At 72.2% G+C, this 17242-nt stretch carries 22 protein-coding genes; 10 read left to right on the forward strand and 12 right to left on the reverse strand.

Features of this window, described 5'->3' with window-relative positions:
* Nucleotides 1-38: 38 nt before the first annotated feature.
* The 5 genes from KME75_RS16375 to KME75_RS16395 all read right to left on the reverse strand — a co-directional run bounded on the left by KME75_RS16375 (nt 39) and on the right by KME75_RS16395 (nt 2179).
* Nucleotides 39-626, reverse strand: coding sequence for a nitrile hydratase subunit alpha (locus tag KME75_RS16375; protein ID WP_219415691.1), 588 nt, complete (start codon nt 624-626; stop codon nt 39-41).
* The gene (locus KME75_RS44995; protein ID WP_219415692.1) at nt 623-904 is read right to left on the reverse strand and encodes an SH3-like domain-containing protein; all 282 of its coding nucleotides are present in this window, start codon (nt 902-904) and stop codon (nt 623-625) included. Before KME75_RS44995 ends, KME75_RS16375 begins: the two co-directional genes overlap by 4 nt.
* Entirely contained in the window at nt 897-1175 is a 279-nt protein-coding gene (locus KME75_RS45000) for an SH3-like domain-containing protein (RefSeq protein ID WP_219415693.1), read from the reverse strand. The genes KME75_RS44995 and KME75_RS45000 overlap by 8 nt, the downstream gene beginning before the upstream one ends.
* Nucleotides 1176-1250: 75 nt before the next feature.
* On the reverse strand, nt 1251-1631 hold the full coding sequence (locus tag KME75_RS16390; RefSeq protein ID WP_219415694.1) for a hypothetical protein: 381 nt from the start codon (nt 1629-1631) through the stop codon (nt 1251-1253).
* 53 nt (nt 1632-1684) lie between these two features.
* On the reverse strand, nt 1685-2179 hold the full coding sequence (locus tag KME75_RS16395; RefSeq protein WP_308282822.1) for a dihydrofolate reductase family protein: 495 nt from the start codon (nt 2177-2179) through the stop codon (nt 1685-1687).
* On the opposite strand from KME75_RS16395, the gene KME75_RS16400 reads away from it, so the two are divergent.
* Nucleotides 2061-2591 carry a LysR substrate-binding domain-containing protein gene (locus KME75_RS16400; protein WP_308282827.1) on the forward strand — a complete coding sequence of 177 codons (531 nt, stop codon included), beginning with the start codon at nt 2061-2063 and terminating at the stop codon, nt 2589-2591. The genes KME75_RS16395 and KME75_RS16400 overlap by 119 nt on opposite strands.
* 124 nt (nt 2592-2715) lie before the next feature.
* Here KME75_RS16400 and upp read toward each other — a convergent pair whose 3' ends face one another.
* Both upp and KME75_RS16410 read right to left on the reverse strand, forming a co-directional pair.
* Nucleotides 2716-3342 (reverse strand): uracil phosphoribosyltransferase, encoded by a 627-nt coding sequence (upp, locus tag KME75_RS16405; RefSeq protein ID WP_219415697.1) that lies wholly within the window; start codon nt 3340-3342, stop codon nt 2716-2718.
* Nucleotides 3343-3352: 10 nt separating this feature from the next.
* Nucleotides 3353-3772, reverse strand: coding sequence for a winged helix-turn-helix transcriptional regulator (locus tag KME75_RS16410; protein WP_219415698.1), 420 nt, complete (start codon nt 3770-3772; stop codon nt 3353-3355).
* A 60-nt stretch (nt 3773-3832) separates the two neighbouring features.
* Here KME75_RS16410 and KME75_RS16415 point away from each other — a divergent pair, with 60 nt between their 5' ends.
* A complete protein-coding gene (locus KME75_RS16415) occupies nt 3833-5239 on the forward strand; it encodes an MFS transporter (protein ID WP_308282823.1) in 1407 nt (468 codons plus the stop codon).
* Here the strand turns inward: KME75_RS16415 and KME75_RS16420 are convergent.
* Nucleotides 5208-6134 carry a haloalkane dehalogenase gene (locus tag KME75_RS16420; protein ID WP_219415699.1) on the reverse strand — a complete coding sequence of 309 codons (927 nt, stop codon included), beginning with the start codon at nt 6132-6134 and terminating at the stop codon, nt 5208-5210. The genes KME75_RS16415 and KME75_RS16420 overlap by 32 nt on opposite strands.
* A gap of 330 nt (nt 6135-6464) precedes the next feature.
* On the opposite strand from KME75_RS16420, the gene KME75_RS16425 reads away from it, so the two are divergent.
* The 3 genes from KME75_RS16425 to KME75_RS16435 are packed head-to-tail and all read left to right on the forward strand — an operon-like array spanning nt 6465 to nt 9057.
* Entirely contained in the window at nt 6465-6710 is a 246-nt protein-coding gene (locus tag KME75_RS16425) for a hypothetical protein (protein WP_308282824.1), read from the forward strand.
* Nucleotides 6707-7627: a deoxyribose-phosphate aldolase gene (gene deoC, locus KME75_RS16430; protein ID WP_219415701.1), complete on the forward strand. Its 921-nt coding sequence runs from the start codon at nt 6707-6709 to the stop codon at nt 7625-7627. Before KME75_RS16425 ends, deoC begins: the two co-directional genes overlap by 4 nt.
* Entirely contained in the window at nt 7627-9057 is a 1431-nt protein-coding gene (locus KME75_RS16435) for an aldehyde dehydrogenase family protein (protein WP_219415702.1), read from the forward strand. The genes deoC and KME75_RS16435 overlap by 1 nt, the downstream gene beginning before the upstream one ends.
* 15 nt (nt 9058-9072) lie before the next feature.
* On the opposite strand, the gene KME75_RS16440 is transcribed toward KME75_RS16435, so the two are convergent.
* Nucleotides 9073-9327 carry a hypothetical protein gene (locus tag KME75_RS16440; RefSeq protein WP_219415703.1) on the reverse strand — a complete coding sequence of 85 codons (255 nt, stop codon included), beginning with the start codon at nt 9325-9327 and terminating at the stop codon, nt 9073-9075.
* Nucleotides 9328-9469: 142 nt separating this feature from the next.
* On the opposite strand from KME75_RS16440, the gene KME75_RS16445 reads away from it, so the two are divergent.
* Both KME75_RS16445 and KME75_RS16450 read left to right on the forward strand, forming a co-directional pair.
* Nucleotides 9470-10219 (forward strand): GntR family transcriptional regulator, encoded by a 750-nt coding sequence (locus KME75_RS16445; protein ID WP_219415704.1) that lies wholly within the window; start codon nt 9470-9472, stop codon nt 10217-10219.
* A gap of 82 nt (nt 10220-10301) precedes the next feature.
* The gene (locus KME75_RS16450; RefSeq protein ID WP_219415710.1) at nt 10302-11150 is read left to right on the forward strand and encodes an aldehyde dehydrogenase family protein; all 849 of its coding nucleotides are present in this window, start codon (nt 10302-10304) and stop codon (nt 11148-11150) included.
* Here the strand turns inward: KME75_RS16450 and KME75_RS16455 are convergent.
* Nucleotides 11119-11769: a TetR/AcrR family transcriptional regulator gene (locus tag KME75_RS16455; protein WP_219415705.1), complete on the reverse strand. Its 651-nt coding sequence runs from the start codon at nt 11767-11769 to the stop codon at nt 11119-11121. The two genes, KME75_RS16450 and KME75_RS16455, sit on opposite strands and share 32 nt — an antisense overlap.
* A 59-nt stretch (nt 11770-11828) precedes the next feature.
* A complete protein-coding gene (locus KME75_RS16460; RefSeq protein WP_219415706.1) occupies nt 11829-12713 on the reverse strand; it encodes an alpha/beta hydrolase family protein in 885 nt (294 codons plus the stop codon).
* 166 nt (nt 12714-12879) lie between these two features.
* Here KME75_RS16460 and KME75_RS16465 point away from each other — a divergent pair, with 166 nt between their 5' ends.
* Together KME75_RS16465 and KME75_RS16470 are read left to right on the forward strand one after the other, a co-directional pair.
* Nucleotides 12880-14091, forward strand: a complete 1212-nt coding sequence (locus tag KME75_RS16465) for a SatS C-terminal domain-containing protein (protein ID WP_219415707.1) — start codon at nt 12880-12882, stop codon at nt 14089-14091.
* A gap of 49 nt (nt 14092-14140) precedes the next feature.
* Entirely contained in the window at nt 14141-14809 is a 669-nt protein-coding gene (locus KME75_RS16470; protein WP_308282826.1) for a DUF998 domain-containing protein, read from the forward strand.
* On the opposite strand, the gene KME75_RS16475 is transcribed toward KME75_RS16470, so the two are convergent.
* The gene (locus tag KME75_RS16475; protein WP_219415712.1) at nt 14778-15866 is read right to left on the reverse strand and encodes an adenosine deaminase; all 1089 of its coding nucleotides are present in this window, start codon (nt 15864-15866) and stop codon (nt 14778-14780) included. The two genes, KME75_RS16470 and KME75_RS16475, sit on opposite strands and share 32 nt — an antisense overlap.
* 225 nt (nt 15867-16091) lie before the next feature.
* Here KME75_RS16475 and KME75_RS16480 point away from each other — a divergent pair, with 225 nt between their 5' ends.
* On the forward strand, nt 16092-17126 hold the full coding sequence (locus tag KME75_RS16480; protein ID WP_246632209.1) for a PA containing protein: 1035 nt from the start codon (nt 16092-16094) through the stop codon (nt 17124-17126).
* Nucleotides 17127-17242: the final 116 nt, after the last annotated feature.

Raw genomic sequence — 17242 nt, forward strand, 5'->3', positions numbered from 1 at the left:
GGATCCGCCGAGGGGGCGGGTGCAGGCAGTGCCCGGCACTACACCGCGGCGGTTCCGATCAGCCCGTCACGGGTGACGAGCACCGCCAGCTCGGCCTCACCCAGCCCTGTGGTGCCCTCTGGGCGCATGGGGAGCACCATGTGTCTGCTCTCGGCGCTGGTGTCGTGCACGACGATCTCCGTCTCCTCGGGGAGCCCCAGCCCGAACTCGGCCAGCACCGCTCGTGGCTCGCGGACGATGCGCGACCGGTACGCCTCGCTCTTGTACCAGGACGGCGAGGGACCGAGCAGGCTGATCGGGTAGCACGAGCACAGCGTGCACACGAGCACGTTGTGCGTCGTGGGGGTGTTCGCGACGACGGTGAGCCGCTGCGCCTGCGGTCCGGTGCTCATCGACAGGCCGAGCTCACCGAGCGCCCCGTTCGCGTCGACCAGCAGCCGGTCGCGGAACGCGGGGTCGACCCAGGCGCGGGCCACGACCCGAGCGCCGTTCACCGGAGATCCGGACAGGACCTGCCCGATAATGCCGTCGAGCTGGTCGTCGCTGGTCAGTCCCGCGCCGATCAGCCGCTCCTCCAGCCGGCGCACCCGGACCGCGATCTCCGAGTTCGAGTGGTGACCGGTCACGGCACGACCTCCAGGTAGGACTCCCACAACTCCACCTGCACCCAGTGCCCGCCCGGCGACCCCCAGAGCGCGCCGGCGGGGAACCGGACCGTGTACACCGGCTCGACCCGCGACTCCGCGAACCCCCGCGCCCGGTCGTCGGCCAGCGGCCACGTCCCCTGTACCTCCACCACCTCGCCGACGTGGCCCCGGGCGTACCGGGGAAGCCGGGTGTGGTGGGACGGATCCACGGCCCGGGCGCGCACCCGGTCACCGACGGCGAACCGCGGCTCAGTCATCGTCCGGACGCATTCCGGGAGCCGCAGATGCCGTCAACGACTCCACGGCCGCCAACCAACGCTCGTAGTACGACGCCGCGAGGTACTCGGCGGGCGGCATCCGCTCGATCGCATCGCGGAACTGGTCGAGGTTGTAGACCCCCCGCCGCAGCATCGCGACGTTGAGCGCGTAAACCCGCGCCTCCCAGTCGGCGTGGAACGGCGGCTCGTCCGGTTCGACGGCGACCAGCCCGAAGCCGGACTGCCCGCCGACGTCGTTCACCCGCGACATGGCTCGCAGCGTAGCGCCACCGGGGAGCCAACCGAGCGGAATCGTGATACTTCCGCCGGCGGCCGCCGGCCGGAGTCACGCCCCGTCGAGCACCTCGCGCAGCCGCTGGGCGAAGGCGTCCGGCTCGCCCTGCATGCCGTACCGATCCACCCCACGGCGCCGCGATCGCTGCTCGGCCTGGTGTGGGCCCAGCACGATCTCGACCGCGGCGCCGGTGCCGTCGCCGGCAGGAGGAGCATCTACCGGCAGAAGACGGCGGCGGGGTCGCCGGTGTACCGAACGGGCATCCAGCTCGGCATCGGCCGCGAGTGCCGATACCAGCAGGTGCCTGTCCTGCAGGTCCAGTCCCAGGCCGAACCGGTACAACGCGTCGATCACCTCTTCCCGGTCCTTCAGCTCGCGCACGACGGCCGCCGCGCCGCGAGCCGACAGCGCCTGATCCCCGGTGGGATACATCCCCCTTCTGCGGTTCTCCGTGCCGGGCCGGGCACCTGTCGCTCGCGGCGTGCTCACACGACGGCCTCCTGGCCGTCGCGCACCACGAACTCACCGACGCCGGTGGTGCCGAACCCGGCCTGGCGCAGGGTGAGCGAGACCGCACCCGCACCTCCGCTCAGCACCTCCGACTCGGTGACCTCGTAGGTGGCCGGTGCGGCGCCGTCGGCGAACAGGCGCTTGCCGGCCCCGACGACGACCGGGAACTGAAGCAACCGGTAGGTGTCGACGAGCCCGGCGTCGTGCAGGGTGCGCACCAGCTGCCAGCTGCCGTGCACCTGTAGCTCACCACCCGGCTGCTCCTTGCGCTTGCGCACCTGCTCGACGACGTCGCCGCGCAGCACTTCGAGATGATGCGCGGAGGGCCGCCCGGCGGCTGGTGACTGCGACATCCGGATCCAGGAGGTGCAGATCCACGACCCCCTCGGCCCCCTGCGAGCCGGTGAACTCGACCTCCAGCTCACCGAGCTGCCCATCGACGAACCCGACATCATCACCGGTCCGGTCATCCGCCAGGAACTCCGCGCCCTCATCGTCCCCGCGGACCACCCGCTCGCCGGACGCGATTCGGTCTCCCTGGAGGACTACGCCGACAGCCCGCTGGTGACCACCGCAGGAGCCCTCCCGCAGTACATGCTGGACCTGCACTATCCACAGCGGGCACCTGCGGGCAAGCCCATCCCGCGCGGTCCGGCGGCCACGTACTGGCAGGAAGTGCTCGCCCTCGTCGCCGCCGGAAAAGGCGTCTCGCCCACGTGCTTGCGCGCCGGCCAGTACTACGGCCGTCCCGACCTCGCCTTCGTCCCCTTCCGGGACGCGCCGCCCATCGAGTACGGACTCCTCTGGCCGTCGGACCAGGACACTCCCCGGACCCGCGCGTTCGTCCGGACCATCAGCGAGATCGCCAGTGTGCCCGGGTGACGACTCGCCCGTACCCACGAACGGCACTTCGGCGCGGCTGAGGCAGCGTTCCGCCGGCGCAACGGACCCGTTCCCGACCGCTCCGGCACTCCAGCTGCCGGGCCGTCTCCCGTTGGTCGCCGGCCTACGGCACCGCGCCGAACTGGCGGTCCCCCGCGTCGCCCAGGCCGGGGACGATGAACGCGGAGTCGTTGAGCCGCTCGTCGATGCTCGCGGTGATCACGCGGACCGGCAGCCCGCTGCCCCGCAGGTGCTCCACACCCTCCGGCGCGGCGAGCACGCAGATCGCGGTGACGTCGGCGGCGGCACGCTCGGTGAGCAGCCGGATCGTGTGGGCCATCGAGCCGCCGGTGGCGAGCATCGGGTCGAGTACGAACACGGGCCGCCCGTCGAGCGACTCGGGCAGTGATTCCATGTACGGCGTGGGCTGGTGCGTGGTCTCGTCCCTGGCCAGGCCGACGAAGCCCATCTGCGCCTCCGGCATCAGCGCCTGCGCCGCGTCCACCATCCCGAGCCCGGCGCGCAGCACGGGGACCAGCAGCGGCGGGTTGGCCAGCCGGTAGCCAACCGTGCGCGCCACCGGCGTGTAGAGCGGGGCGGTCGCGACCGGGGCGTCACGGGTGGCCTCGTAGATCAGCATCAGGGTCAGGTCGCGCAGCGCGGCGCGGAACGCGGCGTTGTCGGTGCGCGCGTCGCGAAGCGTGGAGAGCCGCGCCTTGGCCAGGGGGTGGTCGACGACCTGCACGTCCATGGCACAGAGGCTAACGGCCGGCGTCGTAGGCGGCGCGGGCCGCGGCGATCTCCATCTGGTGCGCCTCGGTCCAGGTGACGAGCGCCTGGATGGTGTCGTGCAGCGAGCAGCCGAGCGCGGTGAGCTCGTAGTCGACCCGGGGCGGCACCACCGGGTGCACGGTGCGACGCACCAGCCCGTCGCGCTCGACCTGGCGCAGTGTGACGGTGAGCATGCGCTGGCTGACCCCGTCGATCTGGCGCAGCAGCTCGGTGAACCGCATCGAGCGCCGGTCGAGCAGGGCGATGACCAGCAGCGACCACTTGGCGGCTATCCGGTCGAGGATCTGGCGGACCTCGCAGTCCTCCCGGGTGTCCCACTGGAAGGCGTCGCTGATGTCGCAGACGGTGCCGCCGGGGTGCGTCAGTGACTTCGAAGTGCCTTCTTCCACAGTTGCTGATGGTGACGCACGATGCGGTCGGTTACAAGAGAGAACCGAATAGGAGACACCGTGTCCGCATCCTCGTCCCCGGCGCTCGTCGCCCCCGAGCGCATGACCGGCCGCGCCTGGGGGCTGCTGCTCGTCCTCAGCGGGGCGGTGTTCCTCGAGGGCGTCGACGTCTCGATGATGGGCGTCGCCCTGCCGTCCATCCGCGCCGAGCTCGGCCTGTCGACGAGCGCGCTGCAGTGGGTCGTCAGCGCCTACGTCCTCGGGTACGGCGGGTTCGTGCTGCTCGGCGGGCGCGCCGCCGACCTGCTGGGCCGCCGCCGCATGTTCCTCGTCTGGCTCGCGGTCTTCGTGGCCTTCTCCGGCCTCGGCGGGCTCGCCACCGAGGGCTGGGTGCTCGTCCTCGCCCGGTTCGCGACGGGCGTGGCGGCGGGCTTCCTCGCACCTGCAGGTTTGTCGATCATCACCACGACGTTCGCCGAGGGCCACGCCCGCAACCGGGCACTGCTCGTCTACGCCGGGGCGGGCGCGGGCGGGTTCTCGCTCGGCATGGTCGTCGGGGGCCTGCTCACCGCGGTCGACTGGCGGTGGGTGTTCTTCGCCCCGGTGCTGATGGCGGCCGCGCTGCTGGTGGCGGCGCTGCTGGTGGTCCCGCGCGATCCGGCCGCGCCGCGGCCCGCCGGCGGGTTCGACATCGCCGGGGCGGCGAGCCTGACCGGCGCGATGGTGCTGCTCGTGGTCACGGTGGTGCGCGCGCCCGACGTGGAGGTGGGCGTCACCGCCGCCACGCTGGCCGCGGGCCTCGCGCTGCTCGTCGCGTTCGTCGCCGCGGAGCGCCGCGCGGCCGCTCCGCTCGTCCGGCTCGGCATCCTGCGGTCCGCCCCGCTGCTGCGCGCCAACGCCGGCGCCCTGCTGCTGATCGGGTCGTTCATCGGGTTCCAGTTCATCGTCGTGCTGTACCTGCAGGAGCTGCGCGGCTGGTCGGAGATCGAGACGGGCCTCGCGCTCGCCGTGGCGGGCATCGACGCCGTGCTCGCCCCGACGCTCACCCCGTGGCTGGTCCGGCGCTTCGGCAACGCGCGCGTGCTCGTCGCCGGGCTGGCGCTCGCCGCACTGTCCTACGCCCTGTTCCTGCCGGTCGGGCTGGACTGGACCTTCGTCGCGATGCTGCCGGCCCTGCTCGTGCTGGGGGTGGCGTTCGCACTCGCCTACGGGCCGCTCACGATCGCGGCCACCGACCGGGTCGACGCCGGCGAGCAGGGCCTGGCCAGCGGACTGCTGACGACGTCGTTCCAGTTCGGCGCCGCACTCGGCCTCGCGGTCGCCACGGCGGTGATCGTGGCCGCCACGGAGGGCGCTGCGTCGCCGCAGGCGATGCTCGACGGCTACCGCGCCGGCCTGGTCGTCCCGGTGGTCGCCGCGGTGCTCGGCGTGCTGCTCACCGCGCCGGGGCTGCGCCGAGCCCGCTGACGAAGCGCACCACCTCGGCGGCCAGCTCCGGGCCGGCGTCCTCCTGCAGGAAGTGCCCGGCGCCGACGATCGTCGGATGCTCCCGCCCCGCGGCACCGGGCATCGCGCGCCGCAGGATCGGCTCCATCGCGGCGGTGATCGGGTCGCCGTCGCTGAATGCGCACAGGAACGGGATGTCGCTGCTCGAGAGCGCCGCCCACGCGGCCCGGTTGGCCTCGGTCGCCGGGTCGTCGGGCCGGGTCGGCACGAGCAGCGGCATCGCCCGGGGCCCCGCCTTGTAGCTCTCGTCGGGGAACGGGGCGTCGTAGGCGGCCCGGACCTCCGGGGTGAACCGGGTGCGGCAGCCGGACTGCACCAGGCGGGCGACGTCCAGCTCGGGCGCCTTCTCCACGGCCCGCCGGAACTGCCACCACACCTCGGGCATGTCGCGATCGCCGGTGGGGAGCCCGGTGTTGGCCGCCACCACGGCCGCGAACCGGTCCGGGTGCTCGGCCACCAGACGCAGCCCGAGCAGTCCGCCCCAGTCCTGCCCGACGAGCGTGACGCCGTGCAGGTCGAGCACGTCGAAGGTGAGCGCGCGCATCCACTCGACGTGCCGGGCGTAGCTGTGGTCGCCGATCTCGGCGGGCTTGTCGGATCGGCCGAACCCGACGAGGTCGGGCGCCACGGCCCGCAGCCCGGCGCCGGCGAGCACCGGCATCGCGGTGCGGTAGAGGAACGACCAGCTCGGCTCGCCGTGCAGGAGCAGCACGACCGGCCCGTCCGCAGGGCCCTGCTCGACCCAGGCCATCCGCAGCGTCCCGCCGTCGCCGTCCGGGACCTCGGCATAGTGCGGCGGGTGGTCGAAGCCGGCGAGGTGGGCGAACCTGTCGTCGGGGGTGCGAAGGGTGCGCATGGCCGCGATCGTGTCACCGCGTTCACACTGCGCAAAGGAGGAAACCTGTGTGTGACACCCGCCGGGGAGAGCCCTCGAACGCGTGGGGGAACGCCCGCTACCGACTCCGCACGGACCCCGGATCGCGCTCTCGCGGACGGGCTGGGTTGATCACGAAGAGTGTCAAGATCGTCATGCTGCGAGGGTAAGTAGCCCAGTTCATGCGCTCAGAGTTCGCCGATCAGCACCGCGCGTGATCATCAGCGAGATTCACCCTGACCCGAACGGGTGGTATGCCACAAACACTGTCACACCGGAGCCGCCCCCGACGCTGTACTAGATGACTAGGAGGTGATCCGGTTGCCGGAGAACACGACTTCCGACGAGGCGACGCTAGTCGCAGCGGCGGAGAAGCTCACGCAGTGCGACGGATACGTCGTGCTGGCCGTCGACCCCCAGACCGGGGAGGTCGACGCCCACGGACCGTTCGACGGGCTGACGGCCACGCTCAAGGCCGACCAGCTGCGCCGCGACTTCGACCGTGGCGGTCTGGAGGACGTCACCGTCGGCGTCGTCCGTCTGCACAAGTCGGCTTGATCGCGACGGACGAGGCGTCCCTGCGGCGCCTACTGAACGGGCTGCCCGGCATCGACCAGGTCGGCCTGGAACGGCGTGCCGCCACACTGGCCACGCGCAGCATCAAGAAGGAGTCGAAGCTCCAGGCCATCGACATGGCGATCTCGATGATCGACCTGACGACGCTGGAGGGTGCGGACACGCCGGGCAAGGTGCGGTCGCTGTGCGCGCAGGCCCGACGGCCCGACATCGACTACCCCGACGTGCCACCGGTCGCCGCCGTCTGCGTCTACCCCGATCTCGCCGGGGTCGCCGCCGAGGCGCTGCGCGGGTCCCCCGTCGGCGTCGCCGCGGTCGCCACGGCGTTCCCGTCCGGGCGCTCGTCGCGCGCGGTCAAGCTCGCCGACACCGCGCTCGCCGTCGAGGCGGGCGCCACCGAGATCGACATGGTGATCGACCGCGGCGCGTTCCTCACCGGCCGCTGCAGCGCCGTGTACGACGAGATCGTCGCCGTGAAGCAGGCGTGCGGCAGCGCCCACCTGAAGGTGATCCTGGAGACCGATGAGCTCGCCGGCTACGACGACGTGCGCCGCGCATCCTGGCTCGCGCTGCTCGCGGGCGCCGACGTCATCAAGACCTCCACGGGCAAGGTCTCCCCCGCCGCCACCCTGCCGGTGGTGCAGGTGATGCTGCAGGCCGTGCGCGACTGGCACCGGCTCACCGGCGAGTACCGCGGCGTCAAGGCCGCAGGCGGCATCCGCACGGCGAAGGACGCGATCCGGCACCTGGTGGCCGTCAACGAGGTCGTCGGGCCGGAGTGGCTCACCCCGGAGCGGTTCCGGTTCGGGGCATCCGCGCTGCTGGGCGACCTCCTGCGGCAGCGGCGCACCCAGCTCGAGGGCCACTACGCCGACCGTGACCGGATCGGAGGAACGTGATGGCCTGGCAGTACGCACCGGCGCCGGAGTCGACAACAGTGGCGAACCTGCGTGAGCACTACCGCCCGTTCGTCGACGGGGAGTTCGTCGACGGCGGCGGCGAGCCGCTCAAGACGGTCAACCCGGCCACGGAGGAGGCGTTGGCCGAGGTCGGCACCGCCGCGCCCGCCGACGTCAACCGCGCCGTGGCCGCCGCCCGCCGCGCCCACGAGACGACGTGGGGCCCGATGCCGGGCGCCGAGCGGGCCAAGTACCTGTTCCGGATCGCGCGCGTGGTGGCCGAGCGGGCCCGCGAGCTCGCGGTGCTGGAGACGCTGGACAACGGCAAGCCGATCCGCGAGTCGCGCGACGTCGACGTCCCCACCGCGTCGGCGCACCTGTTCCACCACGCCGGCTGGGCCGACAAGCTCGAGTTCGCCGGGCTGGGCCCGCGTCCCCGCCCCGTGGGGGTGGTGGGCGCGGTGATCCCGTGGAACTTCCCGCTGCTCATGGCAGTCTGGAAGATCGCGCCCGCGCTGGCGTGCGGCAACACCGTCGTGCTGAAGCCCGCCGAGACCACCCCGCTCACGGCGCTGGTGCTCGCCGAGATCGCCGCGGAGGCCGGGCTCCCGCCCGGTGTGCTCAACGTGCTGCCCGGGGCGGGCGACGTCGGCGCGGGCCTCGTGCGCCACGACGGCCTCGACAAGGTGGCCTTCACCGGTTCCACCGACGTGGGCAAGGAGATCCAGCGCACGCTGGCCGGCACCGGGCGGCGGCTCACGCTGGAGCTCGGCGGCAAGGCCGCCAACATCGTCTACGCCGACGCCGCCCTGGACCAGGCCGTGGACGGCGTGGTGGAGGGCATCTTCTTCAACCAGGGGCACGTCTGCTGCGCGGGTTCCCGACTGCTGGTGCAGGAGTCGATCGCGGAGGAGTTTGACGAGCTCCTGCGCGCCCGGATCGCCACGCTGCGCGTGGGCGACCCGATGGACAAGAACACCGACGTCGGCGCCATCAACTCCCGCGCGCAGCTGGAGCGGATCACGACGCTCGCCGACGCGGGCGACGCCGAGGGCGCGCGGCGCTGGACGAGCCCCTGCCCGCTGCCCGAGCGCGGGCTGTACTTCCCGCCCACCGTGTTCTCCGGCGTCGAGCAGACCATGCGCGTGGCCCGCGAGGAGATCTTCGGCCCGGTGCTGTCGGTGCTCACGTTCCGCACGCCGGACGAGGCGGTGGCGAAGGCCAACAACACCGCCTACGGCCTCTCGGCGGGCATCTGGACCGAGAAGGGCGCCAAGGCGCTCTGGACGGCTCAGCGCATGCGGGCCGGTGTGGTGTGGACCAACACCTTCAACCGCTTCGACCCCACCGCCCCGTTCGGCGGCTACCGCGAGTCCGGGTTCGGACGCGAGGGCGGCCGGATCGGCCTGGAGGCGTACCTGTCCGCCTGATCCAATCGTGCGGCGTCATGTTGGGTAGAACTGCCGTTTCGAGCCGTGGTACCTGGGTGGCTGCTCGTTGCCGTCCGAGTACCAGGCCACGGGCTGCCGACTCCCGAAGACACCGATCAGGAAGCCGGTGACGCTCGCCGACAGCACCCCCTGGTCCTGCGATCGGGACTTCGCGAACGCCCGGGCGTCCCGCTCCGTCTGAAAGATCACCTCGACGCCGCCACTGATGTCTGCCCTCGTGACGTGGACAGTGAACGCGAGCTCATCCATCCCGCCCCCCAATCTGTATATACAGTGCCCCGAGAATCATGACAGCTGTGCATACAGCTCGACAACAGCGCTCGCCGCATCAGTTGGGCGACTTCTGCAGCCCCCGGTCGTCGGCAGCTGAATAGCCAACTACCGTCGCGGCATGCCCGAGGCCCGAACCACGTGGCGCGACATCGCCGCCGACCTGCGGGGGGCGATCGAGGGCGGTGAGTACGCCCCGGGCGCCCGGCTACCAAGTCGCAGCCAACTCGTGCAGCGCTACTCCGTCGCGCCGCAGACCGTCGTCAACGCGATCAACGCTCTGCGCGCCGAGGGCCTGGTGGTCGGCCTCACCGGATCAGGGGTGTACGTCCGTCCACATCGGCCGGTGATGCGGTTGGCCCGCAATCGCCTCAGCCGTGCCGAGCGGACGGCCGGACGCGGCACGTTCACCACGGACGCCCACAACAGTGGGTGGACCGTTCGGGTCGATGTCGAGATCCGCACGGAGGCGGCGGACGGCGACGTCGCCGCCGAACTCGGACTCGATCCCGGCAGTGAGGTGCTCGTGCGCGACCGAGTGCACTTCGCCGACGACCAGCCCGTCCAGCTCGCCACCAGCTATCTTCCGCGTGAGCTCACATCAGGCACTGCGATCGAGCAGGAGGACACCGGTCCGGGTGGCATCTATGCGCGGCTCGAGGACGCCGGACACGCCTTGACCCACTTCACCGAAGTTGTACGGATCGGCCACGCGTCCGAGCCCGAGGCGGATCAGCTCGGCATCCCGGTCGGCGCGGCCGTCTACCGGATCCGGCGCATCGCCCACACCGGGGTCCGCCCGGTCGAGCTCAACATCATCACCGCGGCGGGCGAACGCTACGAACTCCACTACGAGCTGCCTGCGGAGTAAACGCAGGTCGGATCGCACGTCGTGCCTCGGCGGCGCCGCGTAGCCTGCACGCGTGACCCCTCGCCCGGACGCACGGCTGACCGTGGCCAAGACCTACAAGCTGTACGTCGGCGGGGCGTTCCCGCGCTCGGAGTCGGGGCGCAGCTACCCCGTCACCGCCGCCGACGGCCGCCTCCTCGCGCACGCCGCGCTGGCCTCGCGCAAGGACGTGCGCGACGCCGTGAGCGCCGCCCGCGCCGCCTTCCCCGGCTGGTCCGGGGCCACCGCATACAACCGGGGCCAGGTGCTCTACCGGGTGGCGGAGATGCTTCAGGGTCGCCGCGACCAGTGCGTCGACGCGGTGGCCGACGCCGAGGGGCTGCCGCGCGCCGAGGCGACCCGGCTCGTGGATGCGGCGGTCGACCGCTGGGTCTGGTACGCCGGGTGGACCGACAAGGTCGCCAGCGTGTTCGGCTCGGTCAACCCCGTGGCAGGGCCACTGGTGAACTGGTCGACGCCCGAGCCCACCGGCGTCGTCGGCGTGCTCGCGCCGCAGGGATCGTCGTTGCTCGGGCTGGTCGACGTGCTCGCCCCGGTGCTGGCCACCGGCTGCACCGCGGTGGTCGTGGCGGCCGAGCGGCGCCCGCTGCCCGCGATCGAGCTCGCGGAGGTGCTCGCCACGTCCGACGTGCCGGGTGGGGTGGCCAACCTGCTCACCGGGCGGGTCGCCGAGCTGGCGCCGTGGCTCGCCGCGCACGCCGAGGTGGCGGCGCTCGACCTGGCAGGCGCGCCGGAGGACCTGGCCGCCGACCTCGAGCGCGACGCCGCCGCCACGGTCAAGCGCGTGCTGCCGCGACCGGCCGCCGAACCGGACCCGACCCGCGCACCGGGGGTCACCAGACTGCGGGCCTGGACCGAGATCAAGACGGTGTGGCACCCGGTGGGCCGCTGATCGGCACCTGGGCGGCGGTCTCCAGCACGCCCGCCACGGTCAGCTCCATGAGCTGGACGGCCCGCTCGACGTCGATGGCCAGGTCCTCCCGGAGGATGGACCACCACGACCAGCTGGCGCAGGCCACCAGCGCGGCCACGCGGTCGGCGCGCCCCGGTCCCGCCAGGCGGAGCTCCTCGTCGAACACCCGCTCGATGTCCGCCGCGATGCGGTCCAGGTATCGCCGCCGATTTCGGCGCAGGGCAGCGGAGAACGGCTCGCGCAGCCGGTTCGCCCTGGCGAACGGCGAAATCAGCTCGTGCAACTCGGCGCGTTGGGCGCAGAACCGGGCGATGCGTTCGGCGCGGGGCAGGTCGACCGGGATGTCCATGGCCAGCTCGTCGTGGCGATCCAGCAGGACACGGCCGGTCGCCTGGTAGAGGGTCTCGAGATCGGCGAAGTTGGCCCACAGCGCCCGCTGCGAGATCTGCGCTCTGGCCGCGATCTTGGCGCCGGTGGGCTTGAGCTCACCCTCACGCACGAGGTCGAGGAGTGCGTCGACGATCGCTGCACGGGTGCGCTGTCGCCGGGCCGTACGACCGTCCACGGCCGGGGTGGGCAGCGACTCGGCCTCCGTCATACCGCCCATTCTGGACGGGGACGGAGGCCGGCCGACGCGGCGGTGCGCCGATCAGCCGATCAGCCGATCGGACAGCTGTTCCGGACGTCCGACAGCGCTGCTCCCGCGCTCGGCCCGGGGCAGAGGAACTGGGTGTACCGGGTGTCGTCGTCCACGAAGCGCTTGAGCCAGGCGATGCTGTACTTGCCGATCGTCGTGTTCGGGCTGTTCGGCGCGAAGTGGTCGACGTTGTTCAGCTCGAGGTAGGCGCGCTCCTCGGCGCCGGTGAGATTCTCGTAGAACGGGATGGAGTGCCGGGAAACCGGCGCGATCGAGTCCTGCTCTGCCCCGATCACCAAGGTGGCCGCGTCGACCTCGGACCAGGTCTTGTCCAGGTTGTAGCCGGTCAGCGGGACGGCTGCCTCGATCGACCGGCGGTCCGATGCCGCTTCCAGTGCGCCACCGCCACCCATGGAGTGCCCCATCACGGCGAGGCGGTTCGGGTCCACCCGGTCGCGGACCGAGGACTCCTGGGTGACGTAGTCGAGCGCGGCGAGCAGCTGTTCACCACGCTCGGCGGGCTGGTCGTAGCGGGAGTTCGTGTTGAAGGTGATGACGACGAAGCCCTGCGACGCGATGCGAGGGCCCAACCAGGCGATGGTCGACTCCGACGCGGTGTATCCCGGCGAGATCGCGACGACACCGAAGGTCCCGTCGCTGGTCGTGGTCGGGTAAGTGATCGTCCCCGACCCGAAGCCGGGGGTCTGGAAGTCGTACAGCGAGGCGTCTGCGACCGCGTACGGGCCGCGCGCCGCCTCGATGCTCGCTTCGGTCGGCGCCGGACCCCGCTCGAACGGGTTACCGGCCGGCTGCGCTGCCGCCGTCGCGGGCGCCAGCGTCATGGCGAGCGCAGCCAGCACCGCGAGGAGCCCACTGCCGAGCGCGCGTCTTCTCGTCGTCGTCATCGCTGATCCTTTTCTCTTCGATCGGTCCACGGTGACCAAGGCGACCCTGGAAGGACATCGCCCTCAGAAGAACGCAAGAAGTTTGTGCAGTGATAGTGCATTTTCCTTGTCGGTCGGTCAAGTGCCCCGAGCGGACCGACACGGACCGGAGCCCTAGGCTTTCGCCGTGGCCAGCGACATCGTCCCGATCCAGCTCTCGCTCACCGACGGCGATCTCGTCACGCTGTGGGCCCCGCGGTGGCGCGAGGACGGCGAGGAGTGGGAGGCCTTCCTCGGCGACGACGAGCACCTGTTCGCCTTCCCCGAGGTCGCCCGCCTGGCGGCGTTCGTGCGCACCGTCCGCGAGCACGACCTCATCGACCATCCGGCCTGGTCGGTGGTGCCGGACCTCAGCGTCGCCGAGCTGACCCCGGACCAGACGCAGCGCTACGACATCGTCGGCGTGCCCGAGCTGGTCGCCCAGGACCCCGACACCTGGACGGTCGGCGAGCTCGCCGAGATCACCGACATGGTCCGGTCGATCGCCGACGTCTGCGAGCTCGACGCCGTCACCGAGGTGCTCGCTGCAGCCCCCGGCTTCGGGCTGCTCCGGCAGGGCACGCTCCCGTTCGTCGGCCGCGAGGGCGGACGGCTGTGGACCCAGCTCGTGGAGACGATCGCCGAGCGCTGGGACGAGGTGATCGACGCCCTCGACGACATGGTCGCCACCCCCGAGGTGGACGCCGGCGCGCTCGCCGCCGCCGAGAAGGAGGTGGTGGTCGACGAGGACGCCGACGAGGACGCCGACTCCGTGGAGGAGGGCGACACCGACGACGACCGCCCCGCGGGCTTCTGGGAGGAGGTGGGGATCGACCCGGTCCGCATCACCACCCGCGACGGCGAGTTCATCACCCTGCGCTGCTACCTGGACGACACCGCGGTGTTCCTCGGCTCCGACGGCCGCATCGACGTCTTCACCAGCGAGCGGACCCTCGCCCGGTGGGTCGGCGAGGAGGGCGCGGAGGGCCACGACCTGGTGGCCGCGTCGACGTGGCCGGAGGTGGTCGAGCGGGCCGCGGTCGGCGAGCTGGAGGTGCAGGTCGACGACCTGAACTCCTACACCCTGACGGGGCTCGACCAGGACATCGCGGAAGGCACGCTCGCCGTCGACCCCTCGCAGCTGGAGCTGGCCACCGAGCTGCTGCTCGACGTGGGCGACTGGGCGGGCGACGACGAGGCGCGCGAGGCACTCGCCGAGTCGCAGGCGCTGGGCTGGCTGGTGTCGTTCGTCGTCAAGCCGGACCCCACGCGACTGGCGCCGAGCCCGCCGTTCGACGCCGAGGCGGCGCGGTTCCGGGAGCTGGTCGAGGACGTCACCGCACGGTTCCGCACCCACTGAGCCGTCAACTCTGGTTGACAAAGATCCGCGGCGCGGCCACGCTGGGCCCGTGACCCGCCGAAGCACCCGCACGCTGCTGCGCTGCGGCGCCGCCGCCGGACCGCTGTTCGTCGCCACCTTCCTCGCCGAGGGCGCCCTCCGGCCGGGCTACGACCCTCTGCGGCACCCGGTGAGCTCACTCGCGCTCGGCCCCCGCGGCTGGGTGCACGTCGCGAACTTCGCCACGGCCGGCGCCCTCTACCTGGCCGGGGCCGTCGGCCTCGCGCGGACCCGCGACGATGCGCTGTGCAGCCGCGTCGGTCCGGTGCTCGTCGGCGCCGCCGCCGTCGGCCTGCTCGGGTCCGCGGCCTTTCCCACGGATCCGGTGAGCGGCTATCCGCAGGGCACGCCGGACGTCCCGGCCGAGCCGACCCCGGCCGGTGTGGTGCACGACCTCTCCGGCGTCGCGACCTTCCTCGGGATCCCGGCGGCCGCGCTCGTGTACGCGAGGTCCCAGCTACGCGGCGGTCGTCCCCGCTGGGCGGCCTGCTCGGGCGGAACGGCGCTGACGATGCTCGCCACGTTCGTCGGCTCCGGTGCGGCGTTCAACCAGGCCCCGTCCGTCGTCCGCGTCGGCGGGCTGCTCCAGCGAGCGTCGATCGCCATCGGGTTCTCGTGGCTGACGGCGCTGTGCGCGGCCGCGCTCGTCAGGCGAGAAGGGCCGCGTACCCCGGCTTGATCACGTCGTTGATCAGTGCCAGCCGCTCGTCGAACCCGAGGAAGGCCGACTTCATCGCGTTGACCGTGAACCACTGCAGGTCGGCCCACCCGTATGCGAACGTCTCGACGAGCGCGGCCATCTCGCTGCTCATCGAGACCCCGGACATCAGCCGGTTGTCGGTGTTCACCGTGACGCGGAAGCGCAGCTTCGTGAGCAGCCCGATCGGATGCTCGGCCAGCGACCCGGCCGCGCCGGTGTGCACGTTCGACGTCGGGCACATCTCCAGCGGGATCCGCTTGTCGCGCACGTAGGCGGCGAGCAGACCCAGGTGCGGGACGCCGTCGGCGTCGACGGTGATGTCGTCGACGATGCGCACGCCGTGGCCCAGCCGGTCGGCCCCGCACCATTGCAGTGCCTCCCAGATCGACGGCAGGCCGAACGCCTCGCCCGCGTGGATCGTGAAGTGCGCGTTCTGCTGGCGCAGGTACTCGAAGGCGTCGAGGTGGCGGGTGGGCGGGAACCCGGCCTCCGCCCCCGCGATGTCGAAGCCGACCACGCCGGCGTCCCGGTAGCGGACGGCCAGCTCGGCGATCTCGCTGGAACGGGCGGCGTGGCGCATCGCGGTGAGCAGGCAGCCCACGCGGATGCGCCTGCCGTGCTCCACGGCACGGACGGCACCGGTCCGGAAGCCCTCCAGGACGGCCTCGACCACGGCGTCGAGCGCGAGCCCGCCCTCGACGTGCAGCTCGGGGGCGAACCGGACCTCGGCGTAGACGACGCCGTCGGCCGCCAGATCCTCCGCGCACTCGGCGGCCACCCGCACCAGCGCGTCGCGCGTCTGCATCACCGCGACCGTGTGCCCGAACGTCTCCAGGTAGCGCTCGAGCGAACCGGAGTGGGCCGCGCCGAGGAACCAGGACCCCAGCTCGCCCGCGTCCCTGCTCGGCAGGCCCAGGTACCCGGTCGCCTCGGCCAGCTCGATGATCGTGGACGGCCGCAGCCCGCCGTCCAGATGATCGTGGAGCAGCACCTTCGGCGCGTCGCGGACGGAGTCGAGGTTCAGCGGCGCTGGCACGAGCGTCACGCTAGAGCACCCCTCTCGATCTTCCTCCGCAGGTGGCGGACCACTGCTCCGATCGGGGCAGGCAGGGCTCCGAACGGGGCAAACGCCGTCGAACAGGGAGCCGCGGACGGGTGAAGTACGGGGATCGCTACCCTCTGTCGTGCACTACCCCGATGTCCGGCTCAGAGGAAGCTCCCCGCCGCCATGAGCAATGACTCCACCCTTTCGTTCGACCGCATGCGTGGGATGTTGGTGCGCGCCGCGGAGATCCGCGACAGCGAGCAGCAGCAGATCTTCGACTCGCTCGACGAGATCCACGCTCGCCTCGCCGCGCTGGACGCCCTCGGCACCGTGCGCAAGCGGCTCACCGAACTGCCCGACCGGACGGAGGTCAGCGTCCTCGCCGAGCGGCTGGACGAGACGGTGGCCAAGCTCGACGCGCAGGACGTCGCGATCGCGTCCGTCCTGCGGGCGGTCGAGGCGATGCCGGACAAGATGGCCAAGCCCATCGCGCAGCTCGACGGCCGCCTCGACGGCATGGCCGGGCGGCTGGAAGGCGTCTCGGGCCGCATGGACGGCCTCGACGACCGGCTCGGCGGCCTGCACAAGCGCCTCGACGACCTGGACAACCGGCTCGACCGCCACGAGATGCGCCTCGACGCGATGCCGACCTCCGTCGGCACGCCGATCAAGGAGCGGATCGACGGGATCGACCGCAACGTCCGCGAGCAGCTCGACGCCGCCCTCCGCTCCGTCGACGAGTCCGGCGAGGGCCTGCGCAACCTGCTCGGCGACACCAGCATCGGCCTGCACCGCCGGCTCGAGGACCTGGCCGCGCGCCCAGCCGTCGACCCGACCGAGCCGCTCGACGCGCTCGCCCAGCGGTTGGAGTCCCTCGCCGCCCGGCTGGACTCCCTCGGCGGCCGCCTCGACACCCTCGAGGAGGGCATGTCCGGGCGGATCGGCACCCTCGGCGGGGAGATCGACGCGAAGTTCGGCAAGCTGGACGCCGCCATCGTCGAGCGGCCGGACGTCGCGTCGCTGACCGCGCTCGTCGAGAAGGCCCACTCCGAGACCGAGCGCCGCAACGCCGGCCAGCTGGACGAGGCCATGGCCACGTTCGCGGAGCTGATCCTGGGCCGCGGGCCCTCGGTGCAGTCGCCCCCGCCGCCGCCCCGCCCGACCCAGCGCCGGGGGCGGAGCAAGGTATCGGTGAAGTCGCCGAACGGGCACTCGGCGTCCGACACGGTCACCGACGACCCCGACGACTGACCCTCCGCCCCGGCGACGGGGCGACTCGCCCGGCGAGGACGGGCGACTCGGCAGCGCAGAACGGGTGACTCGCGGATGTTCCGCGAGTCGCCCGTTTCCGTCCCGCGAGTCGCCCG

Origin of the sequence: Pseudonocardia nigra (assembly GCF_019396355.1) — a bacterium.
Lineage (GTDB): Bacteria > Actinomycetota > Actinomycetes > Mycobacteriales > Pseudonocardiaceae > Pseudonocardia > Pseudonocardia nigra.

Coding starts and splice junctions, on each gene's coding strand:
- KME75_RS16420 (WP_219415699.1), bottom strand. CDS start 6,134: ATGCGCACCCTTCGCACCCCCGACGACAGGTTCGCCCACCTCGCCGGC.
- KME75_RS16440 (WP_219415703.1), bottom strand. CDS start 9,327: ATGGATGAGCTCGCGTTCACTGTCCACGTCACGAGGGCAGACATCAGT.
- KME75_RS16480 (WP_246632209.1), top strand. CDS start 16,092: ATGCGTGGGATGTTGGTGCGCGCCGCGGAGATCCGCGACAGCGAGCAG.
- KME75_RS16460 (WP_219415706.1), bottom strand. CDS start 12,713: ATGACGACGACGAGAAGACGCGCGCTCGGCAGTGGGCTCCTCGCGGTG.
- upp (WP_219415697.1), bottom strand. CDS start 3,342: ATGGACGTGCAGGTCGTCGACCACCCCCTGGCCAAGGCGCGGCTCTCC.
- KME75_RS16390 (WP_219415694.1), bottom strand. CDS start 1,631: ATGTATCCCACCGGGGATCAGGCGCTGTCGGCTCGCGGCGCGGCGGCC.
- KME75_RS16455 (WP_219415705.1), bottom strand. CDS start 11,769: ATGACGGAGGCCGAGTCGCTGCCCACCCCGGCCGTGGACGGTCGTACG.
- KME75_RS44995 (WP_219415692.1), bottom strand. CDS start 904: ATGACTGAGCCGCGGTTCGCCGTCGGTGACCGGGTGCGCGCCCGGGCC.
- KME75_RS16445 (WP_219415704.1), top strand. CDS start 9,470: ATGCCCGAGGCCCGAACCACGTGGCGCGACATCGCCGCCGACCTGCGG.
- KME75_RS16435 (WP_219415702.1), top strand. CDS start 7,627: ATGGCCTGGCAGTACGCACCGGCGCCGGAGTCGACAACAGTGGCGAAC.
- KME75_RS45000 (WP_219415693.1), bottom strand. CDS start 1,175: ATGTCGCGGGTGAACGACGTCGGCGGGCAGTCCGGCTTCGGGCTGGTC.
- KME75_RS16395 (WP_308282822.1), bottom strand. CDS start 2,179: ATGACCGGACCGGTGATGATGTCGGGTTCGTCGATGGGCAGCTCGGTG.